Genomic DNA, 22,900 nt, shown 5'->3' with positions numbered 1-22,900 from the left:
GTCGATTAATTGGGGGCGAAGGCGGGCGTTTGATCCTGCTTTTGCAGCGCTTGCAGGGCGTCGAGGATGTCCATCTTGAGGGCGATGACGTCTGCGCTGTGGCCGATGCGGGGCTGAGCGATGGCGACGGGCCATTCGCGCACGATGTTGCCCGGTTTGCCGCCCATCAGCAGAATGCGGTCCGCCACGAGGATCGCTTCATCGATATCGTGCGTGACGAGCAGCACGGCAGTGTGCCAGCGGTGCACCACGTCAACCAGCAGCGACTGCATCTCGGCGCGCGTGATGGCGTCGAGTGCGGAAAACGGTTCATCGGCGAACAGCAGTTCCGGTTCGCGCGCCAGCGCACGGGCCAGCGCCACGCGTTGCGCCATGCCGCCCGAGAGGGCGGATGGATACAGCTTTTCGCGTCCCTTCAATCCCACCGCCTCGATGGCTTGCGCCACGCGCGCCTGGTGCGCTTCGCGCGTCAGCTGCGGCTGGTGCTTGAAGTCCAGGCCGAAACCGGCATTGCCCGTGACGTTCAGCCAGGGCAGCAGGCTGGCTTGCTGGAAGACGAGGGCGCTGCGCGGGTCCGGTTCGCGCATGGGGGCATCGAGGAATTGAATCTCGCCCGTGGACGGCGGCTGTAAGCCGGCCAGCACGCGCAACAGGCTCGATTTGCCGCAGCCGCTGCCGCCCAGCAGGCAGACGATTTCGCGCTGGCGCACACCCAGAGACACGTGCTGGAACACGGGCGCGCTGCCCGCATAGGCATAGCTCAGGTCCTGCGCCTGCAAGGCCCAATCAGCAACGCTCATGCCGGGGCTCCCGCCGCCTTGGCCGCCTGCTGGCTGTCGAACAACTGCAAGGCTGCCTGCAGCTGCGTCAGGCTGGGAGTGACGATGGGGATGAACGACGATTCGCGCCAGCGGCGGGCAAAGCCCTGCTGCTCGGCGTTCAGGTAGGCGCGCCCGCCCATGGCTTGCAGTTCCAGCATCAGCGCCTGCTGCAGCACGTCGGCCAGCTGTATGCGCAGGCGGAACATGGCCGGTGCCTGCGCCTTGAAGCGGCCATCGTGCACGCCGGCCAGCAAGGTGGCGACGGCGGCCTCCAGGGTCGCTTGCAGCGCTTCGATGCGCGGCGTGAGCGCGTTGCGCGAACCGGCCGAAATCTGCGCCGCCTTGGCCAGGCTGGCGCGCGCCAGGCCGATCGACAGGCCGCACTGCATGCCCAGGAACGATGGGCGCACCTGCGGCAGCCAGGCCGGCGCGTTGTCGCTGATGATGTCCGCGGCGGGAATGTGCACCTGCGCCAGCTTGACGGACGCCGTATTGCTGCCGCGCAAGGCGATCAGGTCCAGGTCGTCGCTGCGCTTGACGCCTGTCGTGCTGCTGTCGAAGGCAACGATGACGGGTGGCGTGCCATCGTTCGGCGCCACGGCGGCTGCCGCGACAAAGCCCGCCTTGCGCAAGTTCGTCACCCACGCAAGGCCGCCGTCGACCAGCAAGCCGTCTTCCTGGCGCGCGCCCGTAATTTGCAGTTGCTCGATGCCGGACAAGAATTTCATGGCGTTCGACAGGCCGCTGGCGCCGGCCTGCGTGCCTGCCAGCAGGCCAGGCAAGCGGCGTTCGGCCAGGGCGCGGTTCCCGCTTTGCAGCAGGAATTCGATGAAGCAGCGCTGGCCCCAGAAGACAAAGGCCGCCGTCACCGATTGCTCGGCAACTTTGGCGATGGCGTCGATGGCGTCGCGTACGTCGCCGCCCGCGCCGCCGTGTTCCTGCGGCACGCCGATGGCCAGCAACTGGTCGCCAGCGAGGGTTGGCAAAATGGTTTCAGCCAGGTCCGACGATTGGTCCAATTGGTCGGCATGCGTGTGCAGCCAGTGATTGAGGTGGCCCATGTCAGACGGCGCCAGGCAGGTAGGGCGTCAATTGCGGATTGACGGGCGTGCCGGCCAGGCTGTTGGAGAAATTGCACAGCGTCGCGAGGCTGATGCCCAGCACCACTTCCAGCGCTTGCTGTTCGTTGTAGCCGGCCGCCAGGAAGGTTTGATATTCGGCGTCGCTGACGGCGCCGCGCGTGGCGATGACGGCCGTGGCGAAGGCGGCGATGGCGTCCAGTTTGGTGTCGTTCGTCGGCTGGCCATGCTGCAGCGCGCGCACGGTATCGGGCGTCTGGCCCGCTTTTTTCAGCGAGATGGCGCTATGGCCGGCGATGCAGAAATCGCAGCCGTGGATGCGCGCGGCCGTGATTTGCACCACTTCGCGTTCCATTAACGTCAGGCTGGCGCGCGCATTGATGCCGGAGACGGTCAGATAGGTTTCCAGGGCCAGCGGGGCATTGGCCAGCACGCCGATCAGGTTGGGCAGGAAGCCATTGTTGGCGATGGCCTTTTCCACGAAGGGGCGGCTATCGGCCGGGGCGGTATCGAGAGTGTGCAGCGTCAGACGGGACATGGGGTACCTTGCTAAGTTGGTAAGTCACTCATGCATTATATCGGCCATGCCGTGCAGGTAACAGACGTCAGCGTCGTCCTTTTGTGCTCGTTCGTCTGCGATTGTGCGATCCTTGATTTCAGCTGGCCAGTTGGCGCTGGCGCTGGTCGCGCCGGTAGGCGCCCGGCTGTTCGCCCGTGACCCGCTTGAACGCGCGCGTAAAGGCGGCGTGCGAGCGGTAGCCCACCAGTTCGGCCGCGCGTTCGACGGAGACGCCATCGTGCAGGCGCCGCGCGGCGATCTTCATGCGCAGCAGGAGCAGGAACTGGGCCGGCGAGTGGCCGCTGGCGCTGGCGAAATGCTTGCAGAAGCTGGCGCGCGACATGCACGCGGCCTTGGCCATGTTCTCGATCGACCAGTCGTCGGCGGGGGCGTCGAGCATGCGTTCGAGCAGCGGCGAAAATGCTGGCTGGTGCAGCAGCGACAGCAGGCCGGCCGCCACCTGCTCGCCCTGCGCCACATGGCGTATCAGGTAAAAGAACAGCAGTTCGACCAGGCGCGCGATGAGCGGCGACGGTTGTTCCGGGTCGCCGCCGGCTTCCGCCAATATCAGGTCGAACAGCGCGGCAGCGGCGCTGAAGGCGGGCGCGTCGCCGCGTATCAGCAGGTACGGCGGGAAGGAGTCGACGATCAGCGCGGAGAGTGCGCCGCGAAATTGAAAGAAGCCGCAGGCCAGCGCCGTCGCCGGCTGGTCCGTGGACGACTGCAGCGGCAGCATGGCTTGCGCGCTGACCGCCTGCAGCGGGTCGCTGTGCGGGCTGAGGAAGTGCGGCAAGTCGCGCAGCAGGAAGACGCCGTCGCGCGGGCCGAGCGCAATCGGAGCCGCCCCGTCGAGGTGCAGATAGCAGTGGCCATCGAGCACCAGGTGAAAGCTGCCCAGTTCCCGGCCCGCCGTGGAGGCGCGCCAGCGGCCGCAGTACTGGCCCACATGCAGGACGGCGGTGTCGAGTTCCAGGCTGCCGAGCAGCCAGCGCGCCAGTCTGTCGGTATCAGGATGCATGGGATCGCAAAGGCAAAAGCTGCATCATACGGGCTGCGCGCGGCAAGGCCAACGACCGATTTCGACTAAGCATATGCGCGCCATGCATGCCATCTAGCGCTTGCCGCTGTGCTGCTGGAAGGCGGGGCAGGCGACTTGCAGCAGCGAGCGGTCTTCCAGGCACACGGCCGACAGTTTTCCACCCCAGACGCAGCCGCTATCGAGGCCGATCAGGTGCTCCCGCAGCAGCAGTCCCAGCGCCGACCAGTGGCCGAAGACGATGGTGTCGCCGGCGCTGCGCCGTCCCGGCACGTCGAACCACGGCAGCAGGCCGGAACCCGGCGGCGGGCTGCCGCTCTCCTTCATCTTGAAGTCCATCACGCCTTCCGGCGTGCAAAAGCGCAGCCGCGTCATGGCGTTGACGATGCAGCGCAGCCGGTCGGCGCCCTGCAGGTCGTCGCGCCAGGCGGCCGGCTCGTTGCCGTACATGGTGCGCAGGAAGGCCACCCAGCCGTCGCTGCGCAGCATCGCGGACACTTCCCCGCTCAGGGACAGGGCCTGGGCCGCGCTCCATTGTGGCAGCAAGCCCGCATGCACGAGCACGTGGCCATCGTGTGCCAGTGCCAACGGCCGCTGGCGCAGCCAGTTGATCAACTCGTCGCGGTCGGGCGCGTCGAGAATTTCGGCCAGCGTATCGGACGCATGCTCGGGGCGGATGCCGTTGGTCACGGCCAGCAGGTGCAAGTCATGGTTGCCCAGGACGCTGTCGGCCAGGCCCTGCTGCGCAAGCGCGTGCACGTGGCGCAACGTGGCCAGCGAGGCCGGGCCGCGGTTGATCAGGTCGCCAGCGAACAGCAGGCGGTACGGGCCATTCGCTGCCGCCTGGATCCGTTCGATCAGTTCGATGGTTTGTGCATGGCAGCCTTGCAGATCGCCGATAAAGTAAGTTTTCATATGTGCCGGGGTGAAGTGAACTACGCGCCTGCATTATAAGCATGCCTGCCCTTTGGCGTTGGGTGCATTCCTGGTCGGTACCCGATTGCGCGCACGGCCGGCGGGAAGAAAAGCGGATGCCGATTATGCTGCCGGAGATTTAATGGGGCGGCATTTCCCGCTGGCGTATATCGATAATTATCCGCCAGCGCGTTTATCGGAATGGATAGCCGCGCCACGCTGATCTTGCAAGCGGCCTGCGCAGGCTGCCGGAATACCACTCATCCATGTTTATTTATTTTCTACGCGTACTTTCGGCATATTTTTCATTGAATCTTAATGTGGAGCAGATAAATAAGCCGATAGCCGTGATTCAATAGGCGATGGATTATGCAACTCTGCGCAGATGTTTATGCAATGTAGTATATTTCACGCTATTTTATTATTTAAATTAATATAAAGGATGTACGGGATGGATCTGTCTACGATGACGATGCTGGAATTGCGCAAGCTGGAAGATAATATCAAGCAGGAATTGAACAGCCGCGAACGTGAAGACTTGAACAAGGCGCGCGAACAGATCATGGCCATCGCGCAGCAGGCGGGTATTCCGCTGAAACAGTTGATACTCGACGGCTTGCACCCGCGCACGGGCAAAGTCGCGGTGCGTTACCGCCATCCTGACAATGCGACCGAACAATGGACAGGCCGTGGCCGCCAGCCGCTGTGGGTCAGGCAATGGGTGGAATCGGGCAAGTCGATCGATCTGCTGCGCGTATAATTCGGTATACTCTTGGCGCAGTAGCAAGCCGTCAGCCCCGCGCTGCGCCTTGCCAGGCACCCTATTTGACCCTCTTTATACCGCCCACACCATGCTTCCATTGTCCAGAACGATCTTCAAGGCCTACGATATTCGCGGCATCATCGCTAAAACCCTCGATGCCAGCGTGGCCCACAAGATCGGTCAGGCATTTGGCCAGGCCGCCCTGGCCAAGGGCGAGCAGCGGGTCGTGATCGGCCGCGATGGCCGCCTGTCGGGGCCGGAATTGACGGCGGCGCTGGCGCAGGGCTTGCAAGCTGCAGGCGTCGACGTGATCGACCTGGGCGTGGTGGCCACGCCGATGGTCTACTTCGGCACGAATGTGCTCGACACGCGTTCCGGCATCATGGTCACGGGCAGCCACAATCCGCCCGACTACAACGGCTTCAAGATGGTGCTGGCCGGTGAAGCCATTCACGGCGAAGCGATCCAGGCCCTGTACCACAGCATCGTCGCGCACGACGGCAGCGCCAGCAGCACGCCAGGCAGCTATGCCACGCACGATATCCGCGCCGCCTACCTGGAGCGCATCCTGGGTGACGTCAAGCTGGCGCGCCCGATCAAGATCGCCGTCGATTGCGGCAATGGCGTGGCCGGCGCATTTGCGGGCGACCTGTTCCGCGGCATGGGCTGCGAGGTCATCGAACTGTTCTGTGAAGTCGATGGCAATTTCCCGAACCATCATCCGGATCCGGCGCATCCGGAAAACCTGCAAGACCTGATCCGCTGCCTGGCCGAGACCGATGCGGAAATCGGCATCGCCTTCGACGGCGACGGCGACCGCCTGGGCGTGGTCACCAAGGATGGCCAGATCATCTACCCCGACCGCCAGATGATGCTGTTCGCGGCCGACGTGCTGACCCGCCATCCGGGCGCGCAAATCCTGTACGACGTCAAATGCACGCGCCACCTGGCGCCTTACATCACCAAGCATGGCGGCGTGCCGCTGATGTACAAGACGGGCCACTCGCTGGTAAAAGCCAAGCTGCGCGAGACGGGTGCGCCGCTGGGTGGCGAAATGAGCGGCCATATCTTCTTCAAGGACCGCTGGTACGGTTTCGACGACGGCTTGTATTCGGCTGCGCGCCTGCTGGAAATCCTCACGCGCGAAGCGGATCCGTCAAGCCTGCTGAACTCCTTGCCGCAGTCCGACAGCACGCCCGAACTGCACCTGGAACTGAAGGAAGGCGAGAATGTCGCGCTGATGGACATGCTGCGCCGCGACGCCGTCTTCCCCGGCAATGAGCAGATCATCACCATCGACGGCTTGCGCGTGGAGTATGCGGATGGTTTCGGCCTGGCCCGTTCGTCGAACACCACGCCGGTGATCGTCATGCGCTTCGAAGCGGAAACGCCGGCAGCGCTGGCGCGCATCCAAGGACAGTTCAAGAGCGTGATCCTGGCCGCCAAGCCAGACGCTGTGCTGCCGTTCTGACAGCATGGCCGGCCAAGCTGGCGCACAGGCGCCCTTGAAAATCCTGCTGGTGCGGGTGTCCTCGCTGGGCGACGTGCTGCATAACCTGCCGATGGTAGCGGACATCGCCCGCCATTATCCGGATGCGACCATCGACTGGGTGGTCGAAGAGGGTTACGTCAGCCTGGTGCGCCTGAACCAGCGCGTGGGTACCATCTTCCCGTTCGCGCTGCGGCGCTGGCGCAAGAGCCTGGGCAAGAAAGAAACGCGTGCGGAAATCGCTGCCTTTTTCCGCAGCCTGCGGCAGACGCGCTACGATTATGTGTTCGATACCCAGGGCTTGCTCAAGACGGGCATCATCATGGGTGCCGCGCGCCTGGCGCCGGGCGGACAGAAAGTCGGCCTGGCCAATGGCAGCGAAGGCTCCGGCTACGAAGGCATCTCGCGCATTTTTCATACGAAAAGCATTCCGCTCGACCCGCGTACGCATGCGGTAGCGCGCGGCCGCCTGGTGGCCGGCGCGGCACTCGGCTATACGGTCGACACGCCGGCCGATTTCGGCTTGCCGGACGTATCGGCCAGCGAAGCGCGTCCGGACTGGATGGGCGAGGCGCCCTACTGCGTGTATTTCCACGGCACGGCGCGCGACGCCAAGAAATGGGCGCGGGAGAACTGGATCGCCCTGGGCCACGCGCTCGCGCCCATGCCGATTTTGCTGCCCTGGGGTTCGCCCAAGGAAAAGGCGGAAGCCGAACAACTGGCGGCCAGCCTGCCCAACGCGCGCCTGCTGCCAAAGCTGTCGATGGGCGACGCCACCCTGCTGGCGCGCCATGCGGCGCTGGTGATCGGCGTCGACACGGGCCTGACGCATATCGCCGCCGCCTTTGTGCGTCCGACGGTGGAAATCTATGCCGATTCGCCGCTGTGGAAAACGGAAGGCAACTGGTCGCCGAGAATCATCAACCTGGGCGACAAAGGCGCGCCGCCCGGCGTGCCGGAAGTGCTGGCCGCGGCGCGGCGCCTGCTGGCCGACCACCCTCCCGCCTGACTTCAACGTTAAACAAACATGCGACTTCTTTATACCCTTGCCTGGTGGCTGGCCTTGCCCCTGGTGCTGGCGCGGCTGTGGCTGCGCGGACGCCAGGAACCCGGTTATCGCCGGCACTGGGGCGAGCGCCTGGGCTTTTACGGGCGCCAGGCCACACCTGCCCCCGACACCATCTGGCTGCACGCCGTCTCCGTCGGCGAGACGCGCGCGGCCGAGCCGTTGATCGATGCGCTGCTGGCCGCATGGCCCGCGTGCCGCATCGTCCTCACGCACATGACGCCGACGGGGCGCGCCACGGGCAAGGCACTGTTTGCGAAACACGGCGCGCGCCTTGTGCAAAGCTACCTGCCGTATGACACGGGCGCCATGCCGGCCCGTTTCATCCGCCATTTCGCGCCGCGCATCTGCATCCTGATGGAGACGGAAGTGTGGCCAAACCTGATCCAGCAATGCAATCGCTACAAAGTGCCCGTGGTGCTGGCCAATGCGCGCCTGTCGCAGCGATCGCTGGGCAAGGCGCAGCGCCTGGGTAAACTCATCGCCGATGCGGCGCGCGGCATCACCCTGGTCGCGGCGCAGACGCAGGACGACGCCGATCGCGTACGTCAGCTGGGTGTGCAGGACGTGGTGGTCACGGGCAGCATCAAGTTCGACGTCGTCGTGCCCGAGGCGGCCCTGGCGACAGGCGCCTGGCTGCGCGGCGCCATCGGCCAGCGCCCGGTGCTGCTGTGCGCCAGCACGCGCGAAGGGGAAGAGCAGCTGATCCTCGACGCCTTGACCCGCGTCAGCCTGCCCGCGAATGCGTTGCTGCTGATCGTACCGCGTCATCCGCAGCGCTTCGACGAGGTGGAAAAACTCATCGCGGCGCAGGGCCTGGCCGTGCAGCGCAGGTCCGGCCTGGCGCAGGGCGATGCCGTGGCGGCGGGCACGCAGGTGCTGCTGGGCGACTCGATGGGCGAGATGTTTGCGTATTACGCGGCCTGCGATTGCGCTTTCGTGGGCGGCAGTCTGCTGCCGCTGGGCGGGCAAAACCTGATCGAGCCGGCGGCCCTGGGCAAGCCCGTGCTGATCGGCCCCCACACCTTCAATTTTGCGCTGGTGACCGAACAGGCAATTGCTGCAGGCGGTGCCGCGCTGGTGGCGGACGCCGACGCGCTGATGGCGCAGGCGGCGGCCCTGCTGCAGGATCCCGCGCGTCTGGCGGCTATGGGAGAAAAAGCGCTGGCGTTTGCCAGCCAGCACCGGGGCGCCACGCCGCGCACGATCGCTGCGATCCAGCCTTTGCTGCCAGCTTAATTGAACAGGACTGGTAATTCCTGCGAGCGTTTTCTGAGCGCCTGCTTGGCGCCATCGTAATCGGGATAAATCGATTCCACGGTGGCCCAGAAGCGGGGGCTGTGGTTCATTTCCAGCAGGTGCGACAGTTCGTGCGCCACCACGTAGTCGATCAGCGGCAGGGCGAAATGGATCAGGCGCCAGTTCAGGCGGATCTTGCGCTCGATGGTGCAGCTGCCCCAGCGCGTGCCGGCCGACGACAGCGACAAGGAATCGTACTGGACGCCCAGCTTGTCCGCATACACGTCCAGGCGCGCCTCGAACAGCTGGCGCGCTTCGTGTTGGAACCATCCCTTCACTTTTTCCTTCAACTGCTGTTCGCTGCCCGTGGGCGTGACCCAAACGTGCAGCTCATTCGTCTCGCGCTGGAAGTTGGCGCGGTGGCGCGGTGCCTGGTGCAACCGCAAGGTGATGTCGCCACCGAGGTAGGGCAGCACGGCGCCGTCGATCCATGCCACGGGCGGGCGCTGCTGGCGCTGCACCTTGCGCTCGCCCCGTTCCAGCAGTTTCGAGACGATCCAGCCTTGCTTGGCGCGGATGGCGTTGTCGATTTCGGCCAGGGTGACGCGCTTGGGCGCCGTGACGCGCAAGCCGTTATCGTCGATCATGAAGCCGATGGAACGGCGCGTGGAACGGCGCAGGGCAAATTCGACGAGGTGGCTGCCCAGTTGCAGCTGGCGCAGTGGCGGGCCATCGGCGGTGCGTGGCGGGGAAGGCAGGGGAGGCGGGGCAGGACGAGCGATGGGGGGCGCGGGTGCCACTAGCGGTGGCGCCACGGGCGGCGCTGGCGGTGCCGTGGGGCGCACCGCCGGGGGCGTGCTGGTCGAGACGTCATGCGCGAACAAATCCAGTTGCTGGTCGCCGACCCTGATGGTCTTCATCTGCTGGCGCAGTGTCGGCTCCTGGATGACCGCGCTGATGCCGTCTAGCCAGCGTTGTAGGCGTGAGGCGAAATGACGCGCATTTCTGATTCTATCCAATTTTCCACCTGTTGCATCATGCTGTCCGGGGTTTGCCCTTCCGGCGAAATCGGTTTGCCTATCGAGACGGTAATCAGTCCCGGGCGTTTGAGGAATGACTGCTTGGGCCAGCATTCGCCTGAATTATGCGCAATCGGCACCACCACGGCGCCCGTGGCGATAGCCAAACGCGTGCCGCCGCTCTTGTACTTGCCCGCCTGGCCCACGGGAATGCGGGTGCCTTCAGGGAACATGATAATCCATTGGCCATCTGCCAGGCGGCGCTTGCCATGGGCTACCACGCTCTTGAACGCATGCTTGCCCTGCTTGCGGTCGATGGGGATCATGCGCAGCAGCGCCATGGCCCAGCCGAAGAAGGGGATGTACAAAATTTCCTTCTTGAACACATATACGAGCGGACGTGGCAGGCTGGGAAGCAAAAAGATGGTTTCCCAGGCCGACTGGTGCTTCGAGAGCACGATGGCCGGCGCATCGGGGAAGTTCTCGGCGCCCTTGACTTCATAGCGGATGCCGCAAATGACCTTGGCACACCACAGGATAAACACGTTCCAGCGCGAGGTGACCCAATAGCGCTTGTTGTAGCTCAATGGCGCGGCAAAAAAGCACACGCAGGCCCAGACGATGGTGGCCACGATCATGATGATCATGAACAGCAGGGATCGCAGGAACAGGGAAGTATTACGCAATGCGGTTCTCCGAAGATTAGATACTGAATGCCACTGTGGGCGCCGGTGTCGCCGGCGCCTTGAGCAGGTGGCTGACGACGGCGGCCAGGTCGGGGAAGACCTGGGTGCCAGGCGGCAGGCCGCCCGTTTCATTGGTCTTTTCGCCCTTGCCCGTCAGGACCAGGTAGGGCACGCAGCCGCTGATGAAGCCTGCCTGCAGGTCGCGCAGCGAATCGCCGACCGTGGGCACGCCTTTCAGGCTGGTGTTGTAGCGCTGCGAAATTTCATGGAACATGCCGGGCTTCGGCTTGCGGCAGTCGCAATTGTCCGCGCCCGCATGCGGGCAAAAGAAGATGGCGTCGATATCGGCGCCCACCTGCTGCGCCAATGTGTGCATCTTCTGGTGGATCGCGTTCAAGACCGTCATGTCGAAATATTCGCGCGCGATGCCCGACTGGTTCGAGGCGATGACGACGCGATAGCCTGCCTGGTTCAGGCGGGCGATCGCTTCGAGCGAACCGGGTATCGGCAGCCATTCGGCAGGCGACTTGATGAAGTCCGGCGAGTCATGATTAATGACGCCGTCGCGGTCGAGAATAATCAGTTTCAGCGCCGGCGTGCCCATTATGCCGCCAGCTTCGAAATGTCGGCGACGCGGTTCATCATGCCGTGCAGCGACGACAGCAAGGCCAGGCGGTTGTTGCGCAGGGCGACATCCTCGGCCATCACCATCACGTCGTTGAAGAAGCCATCGACATCGTCGCGCAGCTGCGCCAGCGTTTGCAGGGTGCTGGTGAAGTCGCCCTTGGCGAAGGCCGCGTCGACTTCCGGCTGCACGCGCGAGACGGCGGCGGCCAGTTTTTTCTCCGCCTCGTCCTGCAGCAGCGCCACGTTGACGCCGCCGGCGGCGACCTGGCTCACGGCTTCTTCGTTCTTTTTCAGGATGTTCGTGATGCGCTTGTTGGCGGCGGCCAGCGAGGCGCTTTCCGGCAGGGCGGCAAACGCCTGCACGGCTTCCAGGCGCTGCACGATGTCGTCCAGGCGGTCCGGATTCTGCGCCACGACGGCTTCGATTTCATTCGGCGAGAAACCGCGCTCGCGCAGGATGCCGCGCAGGCGATCCAGCATGAAGGTGGTGACGTCCGCGACCGGGTCCTTGAAGCCGGGAACGGCTGCGAACTGCGCAGCCGCATCTGCCAGCAAGCCCTGGATCGACAGGGGCAAGCGTTTTTCCAACAGCATGCGCAGCACGCCCAGGGCATGGCGGCGCAGCGCGAACGGATCCTTGTCGCCCGTCGGCGCCAGGCCGATGGCCCAGATGCCGACCAGGGTTTCGAGCTTGTCGGCCAGCGCCACGGCGGTGCCGGTGGCGGTCGATGGCAGGCTGTCGCCGGCAAAGCGCGGCTGGTAGTGTTCGGAGGCGGCCAGCGCCACTTCTTCCGGTTCGCCATCATGGCGCGCGTAGTACGTGCCCATGATGCCTTGCAGCTCGGGGAATTCGCCCACCATGTCGGTCAGCAAATCGGCCTTGGCCAGCAGGGCGCCGCGTTCGGCCAGGGCGACGTCATATTGCAGCTTGGCGGCGATGGCGCCGGCCAGCGACTTGACGCGCTCTGTGCGCGCAGCTTGCGTGCCCAGCTTGTTGTGGTAGACGACATTGGCCAGCAGCGGCAGACGCGATGCCAGGGTCTTCTTCTTGTCTTGCTCGAAGAAGAACTTGGCGTCGGACAGGCGCGGGCGCACGACGCGCTCGTTGCCGCCGATGATGTGCTCTGGCGTGTCCGTCTCGATGTTCGAGACGATCAGGAAGCGCGAGCGCAGCTTGCCTTCGCTGTCCGTCAATGCGAAGTATTTCTGGTTCGTCTGCATGGTGAGGATCAGGCATTCCTGCGGCACGGCCAGGAATTCTTCCTCGAAGTGGCACTCATACACGACCGGCCATTCGACCAGCGCCGTGACTTCATCGAGCAGCGCTTCGGGCATCAGCACCTGGTCGGCACCGGCCTTGTCCAGCAACTGGGCGCGGATGCGCTCCTTGCGTTCCTCGTTGCTGGCGATGACGCTGGCGTTGAGGATCAGCGACGGCGCATAGTTTTCCGCGTGCGCGATGGTGATCGGTTCGCCGTCGGTGAGGAAGCGGTGGCCCAGGGTGGTGCGGCCGGCCGTCAAACCCAGCAAGGTCAATGGCAGGATATTGATGCCGTGCAGGGCGATCAGGCTGTGGGCCGGACGCACGAATTGCACGGTGGTGCCGTCCGGGCGCTGATAGCTCATCAGCTTTGGAATCGGCAGCTTGGCGGCCGACTCGGCCAGGGCAGCTTGCGCGCCCGTGGCGAGCTGGCTGCCGGGCGCCGTGTAGGTGTAGAAGAAGCTTTCAGCCTTGCCGTCGGCGGCGCGTTCCAGCTCGGTCACCGTCAGCTCGGGGAAGCCCAGCGCGGCCAGTTTCTTGGCCAGCGGCGGGGTGCCGTTGCCGTTCGCGTCCAGCGCCACGGAGACGGGCAAGACTTTTTCGCGGATCGATTTATCGGGCGAGACTTCACGCACGTTGGTGATGGAGACGGCCAGGCGGCGCGGCGAGGCGTAGCTGGTGGCGACGCTGTCGGCTTCCAGGAAGTCGCGCGCCTTCAGGCCGTTGACGATGCCGGCCGTGAAGGCGGCGCCCAGTTTGGCCAGCGCTTTCGGCGGCAGTTCTTCGGTCAGCAGTTCGATGAGCAGTGTTTGGTTCATGGTGTTCTTGTCTGGTACGGCGGTGTATGAGCTAGGCGATCAAGCGGCGGCGGGTTGGTCTGCGGCGGGCAGCATCGGGAAACCGAGGCGCTCGCGCGAGTCGTAATACGCTTGCGCCACCAGGCGCGACAGGGTGCGCACGCGGCCGATGTAGGCGGCGCGTTCCGTCACCGAGATGGCGCCGCGCGCATCTAACATATTGAAGCTGTGCGAGGCCTTCATGATCTTCTCGTAGGCGGGCAGGGTCAGTTGCAGCTCGATCAGGCGCTTCGCTTCCGCTTCGTAGTTGCCGAACTGTTCGAACAGCAGGTCCGTATTCGCGTGCTCGAAGTTGTAGGTCGACTGCTCCACCTCGTTCTGGTGGAAGACGTCGCCGTAGGTCAGCTTTTTCGTGACCCCGTTCTCTTCCCACTCGGTCCACACCAGGTCATACACGTTTTCCACGCCTTGCAGGTACATGGCCAGGCGTTCGATGCCGTAGGTGATTTCGCCCAGCACGGGCTTGCAATCGAGGCCGCCCACTTGCTGGAAGTAGGTAAATTGGGTCACTTCCATGCCGTTCAGCCAGACTTCCCAGCCCAGGCCCCAGGCGCCCAGGGTCGGGCTTTCCCAGTCGTCTTCGACGAAGCGCACGTCATTCTGCTTCAAATCCAGGCCCAGCGCGGCCAAGGAACCCAGATACAGGTCGAGGATGTTTTCCGGCGCGGGCTTGAGCACCACCTGATACTGGTAATAGTGCTGCATGCGGTTCGGATTTTCGCCATAGCGGCCATCTTTCGGGCGGCGCGACGGCTGCACATACGCGGCGCGCCAAGGCTCCGGGCCGATCGCGCGCAGGAAGGTACCGGTGTGGAAGGTGCCGGCGCCGACTTCCATGTCGTAAGGCTGGAGCAGGGCGCAACCTTGCTTGTCCCAATAGGTTTGCAAGGTCAGGATAATTTGTTGAAATGTGAGCATCGTATGAGTTCGCCGCGCGGGAGGCTGCGCTTTGTTAAGGTTTGCTTGAAGCCCGGACGCATGCTTGGAAGCTCGTCCGGGCCGGAGTTTTGCTAATTTTAGCGGTTTTTACGGGCCCACTGTGACTCTTCGGGCAATATCGGCCGCTTATTGCTGCGCGGTGCGGCCACGGCGGGCGGCGCGCGACAGCAGGAAGGCCGTCAGCAGGGCCAGCGCGGCCAGGGCCAGCACCAGTTTGTTGCCGTAAAGAATGTATGGCGTCATGCCGCCCATGCCTTGCACCTTGGCCGCCAGGGTGGCTTGCTGTTCCGGCGGCAGCAGGCTTTGCACCACGCCCTTGCCGTCGATGACGGCGGTGGCGCCCGTATTCGTCGAGCGCAGCATCGGGCGGCCCGTTTCCAGGCTGCGCATCTGCGAGATCTGCAGATGCTGCGGGATGGCGATCGAATCGCCAAACCAGGCCAGGTTCGAGATATTGAGCAGCACGGACGCCGACTGCTTGCCGCTGCGGTGGGCGCTGGCCAGCTGGCCGGCGATTTCCTCGCCAAACAGGTCTTCGTAGCAGATATTCGGCAGCACCAGCTGGTCGCGCACGGCCAAAGGCGCTTGCACCTCGGCGCCGCGGCCCATGTCGCCCAGCGGGATGGCCATCATGGCGACAAACCAGTGCAGGCCGGGCGGCACGAATTCGCCGAACGGCACCAGGTGGTGCTTGCGGTACTGGTAGTACGGTCCCGGCGTGCCGTTGGGCGTGATCCCCACGGCTGCATTGTAGAAGCGCTGCTGCTCGTCGAGCACGGGCATGCCGACCAAAATCGAGCTGCCCGTTTGCTGCGCATACGTCGCCAGGCTATCCAGATAGCCGGGCGGCAGCTGGTGCGGCAGCACGGTGACGGCCGTTTCCGGCGTGGCGATCAGGTCGGCCGGCGCGCTGGTGATGGCGCTTTGGTACATCTGCAGGGCGCCCAGCACGAAGCCGGGGTCGAATTTCTGCTGCTGCGGCACATTGCCCTGCAGCAGGCGCACCGTGATCGGGCGTCCGACCGGGTGCGTCCACGCCACGTACTGCAAGCCGATGCCGGCCGCGTACAGCGTGATCACGCCGCCCAGCGCGAACCAGCGCGTGCGATGCGTGAGCAAGAGCAGGGCGCCGGCCGACAGCGCCGCCAGCCAGCCCAGGCCATACGACCCAACGATGGGGGCAAAGCCGGCCAGCGGGCTGGCATTGTGGGCGTAACCGGTAGCCAGCCACGGGAAACCCGTAAACAGCCAGCCGCGCGTCCATTCGAACAGGGTCCAGGTCGCGGGCAGCACCAGCAGGGTCATGGCGGGCAGGGACAGCACCCAGCGCTGGCGCAGCCAGGCGGCCGCGCCCATGGCCAGGGCCACGTAAATGGCCATCAGGAGGGCTAGCAGGGCCACGGCGACGGCGGCGATCGGCGCGGCCATGTCGCCATAGCGGTGCATGGAGATGTACAGCCAGTGCGTGCCGGCCGCGCACCAGCCGAAGCCGTAGGCCCAGCCGATCAGCGCGCCGCCCTTGACGCTGGACGAACGCAGCACCTGGTAGAACAGCACGCCCAGGCTGAGGATTTGCAGCGGCCAGTAGCCGAAAGGGGCGAACGCCAGCACGGCGACGGCGCCGGCGATGGCGGCAGTCAGCATGCGCGCCCAGGTGCTGCGGGGCGGTTTGGCGGGGGCGTTGGGGTCAGCGCGTCTGAAACGCATTTATAGCACGCGCATGTCAGAGTTCCAGTTCCGGCACATTGGGCAGGCGCTCGACGAGCAGCACGTGCACCTGGCGCGCATCGGCGCGCAGCACCTCGAAGCGCAAATTGCCCAGGTCGAAAATATCGCCCTTGTGCGCCATGCGGCCCAGGTACTTCGACACGAGGCCGCCGATGGTGTCGACGTCGTCGTCCACCAGGTGGCTGCCCACTTCTTCGTTGAACTGCTCGATCTCGGTCAGCGCCTTGACGCGCCAGCGGGGGCCGAACTGGCCTTCCTTGAGCGACAGGATGTTGTCCTCGGCTTCGTCGAAGTCGTATTCATCCTCGATATCGCCGACGATCTGTTCCAGCACGTCTTCGATGGTGATCAGGCCGGCGACGCCGCTGTATTCATCGACGACGATGGCCATATGATTGTGGTTGGCGCGGAAATCGCGCAGCAGCACATTCAGGCGTTTCGATTCGGGGATGAAGATGGCGGGGCGCAGCATGTCGCGGACGTCGAAAGTTTCTTCTGCGTAATAACGCAGCAAGTCTTTCGCCAGCAGGATGCCGATGACCTTGTCGCGCTCGCCTTCGATCGCGGGGAAGCGCGAGTGGGCGGTGGACAGGACTTCCGGCATCCATTCCTCGATCGGCTTGCTGATGTCGATGACATCCATTTGCGAGCGGGGAATCATGATGTCGCGCGCACAGAGATCCGATACCTGAAACACGCCTTCGATCATCGACAGGGCGTCGGCGTCGATCAGCTTGCGTTCATGCGCATCGTGTAGAACATCGAGCAATTCTGCACGGTTCTCTGGCTCGGGGGAAATGAGTGCGGTCAGGCGTTCAAACAGTGACCGGTGGGGCTTGACGTCAGTTCTGACGCCACTAGGGTGCTCGGGCATAGGAGGCGTGAGCCGTTGTTGCGAAGGGATATAGGATACACCAAAAGTGGGGGAATACCGGATTTCCCCGCTTTTGATGCAAATTTAATACGTCGAAGTGCGCCGTTGCCCGATGTTTTACGCGGCGTCCGGGCCCAGCACGCGCGCGCGCAGGGCCGCCACGTCGGCCTGCCAGTCGGCGAAATGCTCGCTGTCCTGCCACAGCTGACGCAGTTCCGACGACTCGGCCGTGATGCGCTCGAAGGCCAGGCGCGCCTTGTCCAGCAGCGGCGGCGTCACCTTCTTCTTGCAGGCGGCCACCCACTCGTCCACTTCCGCCGTGGCCGGGTCGTCCTCGCCCGGCTTGCCCAGCAGGCGCGCGATCACTTCCAGCGCGGCCAGCGCTTCGGCGGCGAACGGCGCTTCCAGCTCCGCTTCCTGGCTGTCGATGACGTTGTCGAGCGTCGTCTCGACCAGTTCCAGGGTTTTATATTCGTGCAAGTCCTGCGCCCAATCCATGGCGTAGTCGTTGCCGAAGGCGTCAGTGGCCCAGGTTCCCATGGTCTTACTCCTTGTACGGGTCGGTGATGCCGAGCTTGGCCAGGATGTCCGTTTCCAGGCCCTCCATTTCGGTGGCTTCTTCGTCATCCATGTGGTCGTAGCCCTGCGCATGCAGCACGCCGTGCACGATCAGATGGGCAGTGTGTTCTTCCACGCTTTTCTTCTGTTCCGCCGCTTCCTTTTCCAGCACGTCGGTGCACAGGATGATGTCGGCGCGCGTCGGCTCGTCGTCACCGAGTTCTTCGCCTTCGTTGTAGGCGAACGTCAGCACGTTGGTGGCGTAGTCCTTTTCGCGGTAATCGCGGTTCAAGGTACGGCCTTCTTCCGCGTCGACGAAGCGGATGGTGAATTCTGCGGGGGCGAACAGGGCCGCCTTGACCCAGCGGCGCACTTTCGGGCGCGTGATCAGGGTTTCCAGGCGGGCGTCCGGATATTGCACGGACAGGGACAGTTTATTTTTTTCGGACATTTTTGGCGGCAGCTGGTTTCAACAAGGGGAGTAACTGGGCGGCGTCGGCGTTGGCCGCCTGCGCCGTTTCATAGGCGTCGACGATGCGCGCGACGAGCGGATGGCGCACCACGTCGGTGCTGTTAAATTGCGTGAAGCCGATGCCGCGCACGTCTTTCAATACGTGCACGGCGTCGATCAGGCCGCTCGTCTGGCTCTTGTGCAGGTCGACTTGCGTGACGTCGCCCGTCACCACGGCCTTGCTGCCGAAGCCGATGCGCGTCAAAAACATCTTCATCTGTTCGACGGTGGTGTTTTGCGCCTCGTCAAGGATGACGAAGGCGTGGTTCAGGGTGCGTCCGCGCATGTAGGCCAGAGGGGCGATCTCGATCACCTGTTTTTCAAACAGTTTTTGCGTGCGGTCAAAGCCCAGCAAATCATACAGCGCATCGTAGAGGGGACGCAGATACGGGTCGACCTTTTGCGCCAGGTCACCCGGCAGGAAGCCCAGGCGTTCGCCCGCTTCGACGGCGGGGCGCGTCAAAATGATGCGCTTGACGGCGTCGCGTTCGAGCGCGTCGACGGCGCAGGCGACGGCCAGGTAGGTTTTGCCCGTGCCTGCCGGGCCGACGCCGAAGCTGATGTCGTGCTCGAGGATGTCGCGCAGGTAGGCGATCTGGTGCGGCGTGCGCCCGCGCAGGTCGGCGCGCCGCGTTTTCAGCACGGGGCTGGCGATGTCCGGCTCGACGAAGGTGCTGACGGGTGCGTTGGCGTGGTGTTCCGAGGCGGCGGACAGGCCCGCGCGCTGTTCCACCAGGGCCAGCTGCACTTCTTCCAGCGGCACGACCTTGTTGGCGATGGCGTAGAACTGTTCGAGGATTTCCACGGCGCGTTCGGCATTGCTGCCGCCGACGATGAATTTCTCGCCACGGCGGAAGATCGTCACGTCGAGGGCGGCGGAAATCTGGCGCAGGTTTTCATCGAGGGGGCCGCACAGGTGCGCCAGGCGCGTGTTGTCGAGCGGCTCGGGGATGAAGTAATGCGGCTGTATCGGGGCTTTGGTTTTCAACTGGCTCTTTTCAATGCGGGTGCGCTGGCGACGAGTTCGCCGCGCAGGGTGTAGGAATGGCTTTCGGTGATGCGCACGTCGACCAGCTGGCCGATCAATTGCAAGCCGTCGGGGCCGGCGTCGAAATTGACCACGCGGTTGTTTTCCGTGCGGCCTTGCAGTTCGCGATCTATCGTATCCTTTTTCGAACGGCCTTCGACGAGGATGGTTTGCACGGTGCCGACCATGGCCAGGCTGTATTTGCGCGTGTTGGCGTCGATGGCCGCTTGCAACTGTTGCAAGCGAGCCAGTTTGACGTCATGCGGCGTGTCGTCTTCCAGGCTGGCGGCCGGCGTGCCGGGGCGCTTGCTGAAGATGAAGCTGTAGCTGTTGTCGAAGCCGATGTCGGCGATCAGCTTCATCATCGCGTCGAAGTCGGCCTGGGTCTCGCCGGGGAAACCGACGATGAAGTCGGACGAAATGGCCATGTTCGGGCGCACGGCGCGGATGCGGCGGATGATGGACTTGTATTCGAGGCCCGTGTAGCCGCGCTTCATGGCGCCCAGCACCTTGTCGGAACCGTGCTGCGCGGGCAAATACAGGTGGTCGACCAGCTGCGGGATCTTCGCATAGGCGTCGATCAGGCGCTGCGTGAATTCCTTCGGGTGGCTGGTGACGAAGCGCATGCGTTCGATGCCGGGGATGTCGGCCACGTATTCGAGCAGCAGGGCGAAGTCGGCGATCTCGCCGCCTTCCATCGCGCCACGGTAGGCGTTGACGTTTTGCCCCAGCAGGGTGATTTCCTTGACGCCCTGGGCGGCCAGGCCCGCCACTTCCGTCAGCACGTCCTCGAAGCGGCGCGACACTTCCTCGCCGCGCGTGTAGGGCACGACGCAGTAGCTGCAATATTTGCTGCAGCCTTCCATGATGGACACGAACGCCGAGGCGCCTTCCACCTTGGCCGGCGGCATGTGGTCGAACTTTTCGATTTCCGGGAAGCTGATATCCACTTGCGCGTCGCCGCTGGCGCGGCGCAGTTCGATCATCTGCGGCAGGCGGTGCAGGGTTTGCGGGCCGAAGACCATGTCGACATACGGCGCGCGCTTGACGATGGCGTCGCCTTCCTGCGACGCCACGCAGCCGCCCACGCCGATCAGCAGGTGCGGCTTGGCCAGTTTCAGCTCGCGCAGACGGCCCAGGTCGGAAAACACTTTTTCCTGCGCCTTTTCGCGCACGGAGCAGGTATTGAGCAGGATCACATCGGCATCTTCCGGCGTGTCCGTGCGCACCAGGCCATCGGAGGCGCCCAGCACGTCGGCCATCTTGTCCGAGTCGTACTCGTTCATCTGGCAGCCGAAGGTTTTAATGAATACTTTTTTCTGCATGGCGTCGGGTGCTTATCGGTAAATGTGGCGGCAAATAAGTGGGACAAATAATGGAGCAAATCAGTGTGGCTGCAAATAAGCTGGGCAGGGGGCTTGCGCTGTGCGCCGCTCGGGGCGGGAGGCGGTGGATGACCGGCCGGGCACCTCTGGCTGCCCGGCGGCAGGCTCGCTGCAAGTTCAGGCCATAGTTTAGCGTAAATCGCCGGGGCGGGCCATGTTGTGCTTACCTTGCCGACAAGGTTGTCGCCTGTATATGTGGCCCTGCATCGTGATGCTCAAAAGCATTTATTGCCGTGCGACACCATTGATTTGTAACAAGTTGCTGCAAAGCCTTGTGTGCGCCCGCTGGCATCCTAATGTGTTGAAATAGCATCGTTGCCAAGTCAACCAGCAGCTTGATTGATATTTAACAATCAGGAAGTTTGCGCGAGGCGCAGATGCCGCGTGTTTGGGCTAGTATATTGCTTTATATGCAATTCATTTCAGTGGATTGCACGTGCTTTTACTCACGCGGCAAATTGCGTACGTTGGCTGGGCGTGGCTGTGCGAGTCCTGTGCAGGCAGTGCGATACGGAGGAAGGGCGGGGGAGGGCTGAATCCGATGACAGACGTTTATTTGAACACTCTAAGCCAGCCTTAAGTTCGTATCGGCATTATTTTCTACATTCACCAGACGAGGAAAAATCATGGCACATCATGCATTAGCATCGCAAGAGAGTTACAACCCGAACCACCTGCTGGATATTCTGCTGAGCAAGATGCAGCTGAAAAACGATGCAGCCCTGTCGCGTCTGCTCGAAGTGGCGCCACCCGTCATCAGCAAGATCCGCCATCACCGCTTGCCGGTCGGCGCCTCGCTGCTGATTCGCATGCACGAAGTGACGGGCATGAGCATCCGTGACCTGCGCGACTTGATGGGCGACCGCCGCACCAAGTATCGTCTGTCCGACGCCCAGGGCCGTCCAAAGGCGGAAGACCGCGGCGATGCGCAAGAATCGAATTACGCGCACTGATGCGGTGGTGGCGCGCTGACTGTGCCGCTTGCGTAACTGCTGGCGGCAACAGGCCGGCGTGGACCGTGCAGCATGGACACACCGCAGTACCCTTGACGGCTTTCGCTTCGCAGCGAGAGCCGTTTGCGTTTGCGGCCATGTTTAGCTCAGCAGTGCCGAGGTGATTTCGTCGTAGCGCAGTTCCGTCTCGCGGAACTGCTGCAGATACGTGTCTTCGCCCAGGCCCAGCGCATCCCAGGCTACCGGCGAGACGCGCGGCACCATGTCGTCGCCCGCCTGCGCCAGGTCGAGCGCGCAGACGACGGCATTGGCCACGTGGATCAGCGACGCGAGGAAGCCTGCTCCCGGCGTGTCCGGCTGCAGATAGTTGCCCAGCGCCAGGCGCATCGTGTCGGAAAAATTCCAGTGTTCGGCCAGCGCCACGCCGGCTTGCACGTGATCCACGCCCAGTACGGTTTGCTCCGCTTCGAGCAGGCTGCAATCGTGCGCCGCCTGGTGCGCGATGACTTGCGCATAGTGCGCGGGAAAACTGCTGACCAGCACCAGGCGGCCGATGTTGTGCAGCAAGCCGGCCGTGAACGCGTAATCCTGGTTGAAGCGGATTTGCCGCGCCAGCACCTTGGCGCAGGCGGCCGTCGCCACCGAATGGCGCCAGAAGGCCTTGTCGTCGAAACCGGGGCAGCGTCCTTCCGGGAAGCAACCCGTGATGGCCGCCGACGTGATCAGGCTGCGCGTGGTCTGGAAGCCCAGGTAAGTGATCGCCTGCTGGATGGTGGTGGCTTTCACCTGCAAGCCATATTGCGATGAGTTGGCCAGGCGCAGGGTTTTCGCCGTCAGCGCCTGGTCGTACGACACTTTTTTGGCCAGCACGGAAATATCGACGTCTTCCTGGTCGATGCTGTTCAATAGTTCCATGACGACGGCGGGCAGCGAAGGCAAGTCGTCGAGGTGGGCGACGATGTCGTCGAGCGTCAGCTGGGTGCTCATGCTGCCTCTCCCGTGCCCAGGCGGTAAGCCGTGACATAGCTGCGCAGCAAGGTGGTGGCCGCGTCCAGGGGATCCTCCGGGTCATGCTTGCGGAACAGGTAGGCCAGCCGTTCGCTGTCGGCCGCCTGTTGCGCGGCGATTTCTTCGGGCGAGGGGGGCGGCGCCTGGATCGGCAGCATGTCGATGTTGTGGCGCGGCATCAGGGCCAGCATGTTTTCCGTCAATACCGCGCCTTGCGGCAACAGCACTTGTCCATGCGCATCGAGCAAGACATCCGACAAGACCATGCCAGGACGAACTTGTTCCAGGGGTAGATGTTGATGCATGACCGCCATGACGACTCCTTAGATGATTGCGGGATATTACCATTGCCATGACGCAATGTCTCAACCTGTATCAAGGCCTGGTGGAAAACGGCATTGCTGTAAATCTTGCCAATAAGCATGTCATACCGTACATTTGATTCAGGCTGTTGTCCGCTGACGTCACTGCGCCCGCGCCGCGGGCTGGCGGCCTGGCCC

The 22,900-nt window shown here is 63.7% G+C and carries 23 protein-coding genes; 5 read left to right on the top strand and 18 right to left on the bottom strand.

Annotated elements, in window-relative coordinates:
* Positions 1–5 precede the first annotated feature (5 nt).
* The 5 genes from O3300_RS20865 to O3300_RS20845 form a co-directional block, all read right to left on the bottom strand.
* A complete protein-coding gene (locus O3300_RS20865) occupies positions 6–800 on the bottom strand; it encodes an ABC transporter ATP-binding protein (protein WP_305054000.1) in 795 nt (264 codons plus the stop codon).
* Entirely contained in the window at positions 797–1,882 is a 1,086-nt protein-coding gene (locus O3300_RS20860) for an acyl-CoA dehydrogenase family protein (RefSeq protein ID WP_305053999.1), read from the bottom strand. The genes O3300_RS20865 and O3300_RS20860 overlap by 4 nt, the downstream gene beginning before the upstream one ends.
* Before the next feature lies 1 nt (position 1,883).
* Positions 1,884–2,438: a carboxymuconolactone decarboxylase family protein gene (locus tag O3300_RS20855; RefSeq protein ID WP_305053998.1), complete on the bottom strand. Its 555-nt coding sequence runs from the start codon at positions 2,436–2,438 to the stop codon at positions 1,884–1,886.
* A 118-nt stretch (positions 2,439–2,556) separates the two neighbouring features.
* Entirely contained in the window at positions 2,557–3,477 is a 921-nt protein-coding gene (locus O3300_RS20850; RefSeq protein WP_289917271.1) for an AraC family transcriptional regulator, read from the bottom strand.
* A 93-nt stretch (positions 3,478–3,570) separates the two neighbouring features.
* On the bottom strand, positions 3,571–4,410 hold the full coding sequence (locus tag O3300_RS20845; RefSeq protein WP_305053997.1) for a symmetrical bis(5'-nucleosyl)-tetraphosphatase: 840 nt from the start codon (positions 4,408–4,410) through the stop codon (positions 3,571–3,573).
* Between the two features lie 451 nt (positions 4,411–4,861).
* On the opposite strand from O3300_RS20845, the gene O3300_RS20840 reads away from it, so the two are divergent.
* The 4 genes from O3300_RS20840 to waaA all read left to right on the top strand — a co-directional run bounded on the left by O3300_RS20840 (position 4,862) and on the right by waaA (position 8,967).
* On the top strand, positions 4,862–5,170 hold the full coding sequence (locus tag O3300_RS20840; protein WP_289917266.1) for an H-NS histone family protein: 309 nt from the start codon (positions 4,862–4,864) through the stop codon (positions 5,168–5,170).
* Positions 5,171–5,261: 91 nt separating this feature from the next.
* Positions 5,262–6,644, top strand: a complete 1,383-nt coding sequence (locus O3300_RS20835; protein WP_305053996.1) for a phosphomannomutase/phosphoglucomutase — start codon at positions 5,262–5,264, stop codon at positions 6,642–6,644.
* A gap of 4 nt (positions 6,645–6,648) precedes the next feature.
* Positions 6,649–7,671 carry a lipopolysaccharide heptosyltransferase I gene (waaC, locus tag O3300_RS20830; protein ID WP_305053995.1) on the top strand — a complete coding sequence of 341 codons (1,023 nt, stop codon included), beginning with the start codon at positions 6,649–6,651 and terminating at the stop codon, positions 7,669–7,671.
* 18 nt (positions 7,672–7,689) lie between these two features.
* Positions 7,690–8,967, top strand: a complete 1,278-nt coding sequence (gene waaA / locus O3300_RS20825; RefSeq protein ID WP_289900314.1) for a lipid IV(A) 3-deoxy-D-manno-octulosonic acid transferase — start codon at positions 7,690–7,692, stop codon at positions 8,965–8,967.
* Here waaA and O3300_RS20820 read toward each other — a convergent pair.
* The 11 genes from O3300_RS20820 to miaB all read right to left on the bottom strand — a co-directional run bounded on the left by O3300_RS20820 (position 8,964) and on the right by miaB (position 20,379).
* A complete protein-coding gene (locus O3300_RS20820) occupies positions 8,964–9,887 on the bottom strand; it encodes a M48 family metallopeptidase (protein WP_099666555.1) in 924 nt (307 codons plus the stop codon). The genes waaA and O3300_RS20820 overlap by 4 nt on opposite strands.
* A 44-nt stretch (positions 9,888–9,931) precedes the next feature.
* Positions 9,932–10,672, bottom strand: a complete 741-nt coding sequence (locus O3300_RS20815; protein ID WP_099666556.1) for a 1-acyl-sn-glycerol-3-phosphate acyltransferase — start codon at positions 10,670–10,672, stop codon at positions 9,932–9,934.
* A 16-nt stretch (positions 10,673–10,688) separates the two neighbouring features.
* Positions 10,689–11,276, bottom strand: coding sequence for a D-glycero-beta-D-manno-heptose 1,7-bisphosphate 7-phosphatase (gene gmhB, locus O3300_RS20810; protein ID WP_072455078.1), 588 nt, complete (start codon positions 11,274–11,276; stop codon positions 10,689–10,691).
* Positions 11,276–13,378, bottom strand: a complete 2,103-nt coding sequence (gene glyS, locus O3300_RS20805; protein WP_305053994.1) for a glycine--tRNA ligase subunit beta — start codon at positions 13,376–13,378, stop codon at positions 11,276–11,278. Before glyS ends, gmhB begins: the two co-directional genes overlap by 1 nt.
* A gap of 39 nt (positions 13,379–13,417) precedes the next feature.
* Positions 13,418–14,335 (bottom strand): glycine--tRNA ligase subunit alpha, encoded by a 918-nt coding sequence (gene glyQ, locus O3300_RS20800; RefSeq protein ID WP_034780177.1) that lies wholly within the window; start codon positions 14,333–14,335, stop codon positions 13,418–13,420.
* Positions 14,336–14,482: 147 nt separating this feature from the next.
* A complete protein-coding gene (lnt, locus tag O3300_RS20795) occupies positions 14,483–16,063 on the bottom strand; it encodes an apolipoprotein N-acyltransferase (protein WP_305053993.1) in 1,581 nt (526 codons plus the stop codon).
* A 16-nt stretch (positions 16,064–16,079) separates the two neighbouring features.
* Positions 16,080–16,958: an HlyC/CorC family transporter gene (locus O3300_RS20790; protein ID WP_071075558.1), complete on the bottom strand. Its 879-nt coding sequence runs from the start codon at positions 16,956–16,958 to the stop codon at positions 16,080–16,082.
* 117 nt (positions 16,959–17,075) lie between these two features.
* The gene (locus O3300_RS20785; protein WP_099666558.1) at positions 17,076–17,498 is read right to left on the bottom strand and encodes a DUF4259 domain-containing protein; all 423 of its coding nucleotides are present in this window, start codon (positions 17,496–17,498) and stop codon (positions 17,076–17,078) included.
* Between the two features lie 4 nt (positions 17,499–17,502).
* Complete coding sequence (gene ybeY, locus O3300_RS20780; RefSeq protein ID WP_305053992.1) at positions 17,503–17,967, bottom strand: rRNA maturation RNase YbeY; 465 nt, start codon at positions 17,965–17,967, stop codon at positions 17,503–17,505.
* Complete coding sequence (locus tag O3300_RS20775; RefSeq protein WP_099666560.1) at positions 17,951–19,015, bottom strand: PhoH family protein; 1,065 nt, start codon at positions 19,013–19,015, stop codon at positions 17,951–17,953. The genes ybeY and O3300_RS20775 overlap by 17 nt, the downstream gene beginning before the upstream one ends.
* Positions 19,012–20,379, bottom strand: coding sequence for a tRNA (N6-isopentenyl adenosine(37)-C2)-methylthiotransferase MiaB (miaB, locus tag O3300_RS20770; protein WP_305053991.1), 1,368 nt, complete (start codon positions 20,377–20,379; stop codon positions 19,012–19,014). The genes O3300_RS20775 and miaB overlap by 4 nt, the downstream gene beginning before the upstream one ends.
* 686 nt (positions 20,380–21,065) lie before the next feature.
* On the opposite strand from miaB, the gene O3300_RS20765 reads away from it, so the two are divergent.
* Positions 21,066–21,392 (top strand): hypothetical protein, encoded by a 327-nt coding sequence (locus tag O3300_RS20765; RefSeq protein WP_034746769.1) that lies wholly within the window; start codon positions 21,066–21,068, stop codon positions 21,390–21,392.
* 141 nt (positions 21,393–21,533) lie between these two features.
* Here O3300_RS20765 and O3300_RS20760 read toward each other — a convergent pair whose 3' ends face one another.
* Entirely contained in the window at positions 21,534–22,379 is an 846-nt protein-coding gene (locus tag O3300_RS20760) for an HDOD domain-containing protein (protein WP_305053990.1), read from the bottom strand.
* Entirely contained in the window at positions 22,376–22,714 is a 339-nt protein-coding gene (locus O3300_RS20755; protein WP_070257435.1) for a hypothetical protein, read from the bottom strand. Before O3300_RS20755 ends, O3300_RS20760 begins: the two co-directional genes overlap by 4 nt.
* Between the last annotated feature and the right edge of the window lie 186 nt (positions 22,715–22,900).

Source organism: Janthinobacterium sp. SUN206, from assembly GCF_030587305.1.
Classification (GTDB): domain Bacteria; phylum Pseudomonadota; class Gammaproteobacteria; order Burkholderiales; family Burkholderiaceae_D; genus Janthinobacterium; species Janthinobacterium kumbetense.
The sequence above is the reverse complement of the archived record's forward strand: the minus strand, read 5'-3'. Positions and strand labels throughout refer to the sequence as shown.

Excerpts from the sequence above, each read along its gene's own strand:
- O3300_RS20790 (WP_071075558.1), bottom strand. The coding sequence starts at position 16,958 with ATGCCCGAGCACCCTAGTGGCGTCAGAACTGACGTCAAGCCCCACCGG.
- miaB (WP_305053991.1), bottom strand. The coding sequence starts at position 20,379 with ATGCAGAAAAAAGTATTCATTAAAACCTTCGGCTGCCAGATGAACGAG.
- lnt (WP_305053993.1), bottom strand. The coding sequence starts at position 16,063 with ATGCGTTTCAGACGCGCTGACCCCAACGCCCCCGCCAAACCGCCCCGC.
- O3300_RS20855 (WP_305053998.1), bottom strand. The coding sequence starts at position 2,438 with ATGTCCCGTCTGACGCTGCACACTCTCGATACCGCCCCGGCCGATAGC.
- O3300_RS20760 (WP_305053990.1), bottom strand. The coding sequence starts at position 22,379 with ATGAGCACCCAGCTGACGCTCGACGACATCGTCGCCCACCTCGACGAC.
- O3300_RS20755 (WP_070257435.1), bottom strand. The coding sequence starts at position 22,714 with ATGGCGGTCATGCATCAACATCTACCCCTGGAACAAGTTCGTCCTGGC.
- O3300_RS20865 (WP_305054000.1), bottom strand. The coding sequence starts at position 800 with ATGAGCGTTGCTGATTGGGCCTTGCAGGCGCAGGACCTGAGCTATGCC.
- O3300_RS20785 (WP_099666558.1), bottom strand. The coding sequence starts at position 17,498 with ATGGGAACCTGGGCCACTGACGCCTTCGGCAACGACTACGCCATGGAT.
- O3300_RS20860 (WP_305053999.1), bottom strand. The coding sequence starts at position 1,882 with ATGGGCCACCTCAATCACTGGCTGCACACGCATGCCGACCAATTGGAC.
- O3300_RS20820 (WP_099666555.1), bottom strand. The coding sequence starts at position 9,887 with ATGAAGACCATCAGGGTCGGCGACCAGCAACTGGATTTGTTCGCGCAT.
- glyS (WP_305053994.1), bottom strand. The coding sequence starts at position 13,378 with ATGAACCAAACACTGCTCATCGAACTGCTGACCGAAGAACTGCCGCCG.
- O3300_RS20835 (WP_305053996.1), top strand. The coding sequence starts at position 5,262 with ATGCTTCCATTGTCCAGAACGATCTTCAAGGCCTACGATATTCGCGGC.
- ybeY (WP_305053992.1), bottom strand. The coding sequence starts at position 17,967 with ATGTCCGAAAAAAATAAACTGTCCCTGTCCGTGCAATATCCGGACGCC.
- waaC (WP_305053995.1), top strand. The coding sequence starts at position 6,649 with ATGGCCGGCCAAGCTGGCGCACAGGCGCCCTTGAAAATCCTGCTGGTG.
- O3300_RS20845 (WP_305053997.1), bottom strand. The coding sequence starts at position 4,410 with ATGAAAACTTACTTTATCGGCGATCTGCAAGGCTGCCATGCACAAACC.
- gmhB (WP_072455078.1), bottom strand. The coding sequence starts at position 11,276 with ATGGGCACGCCGGCGCTGAAACTGATTATTCTCGACCGCGACGGCGTC.
- waaA (WP_289900314.1), top strand. The coding sequence starts at position 7,690 with ATGCGACTTCTTTATACCCTTGCCTGGTGGCTGGCCTTGCCCCTGGTG.
- O3300_RS20850 (WP_289917271.1), bottom strand. The coding sequence starts at position 3,477 with ATGCATCCTGATACCGACAGACTGGCGCGCTGGCTGCTCGGCAGCCTG.
- O3300_RS20765 (WP_034746769.1), top strand. The coding sequence starts at position 21,066 with ATGGCACATCATGCATTAGCATCGCAAGAGAGTTACAACCCGAACCAC.
- O3300_RS20840 (WP_289917266.1), top strand. The coding sequence starts at position 4,862 with ATGGATCTGTCTACGATGACGATGCTGGAATTGCGCAAGCTGGAAGAT.
- glyQ (WP_034780177.1), bottom strand. The coding sequence starts at position 14,335 with ATGCTCACATTTCAACAAATTATCCTGACCTTGCAAACCTATTGGGAC.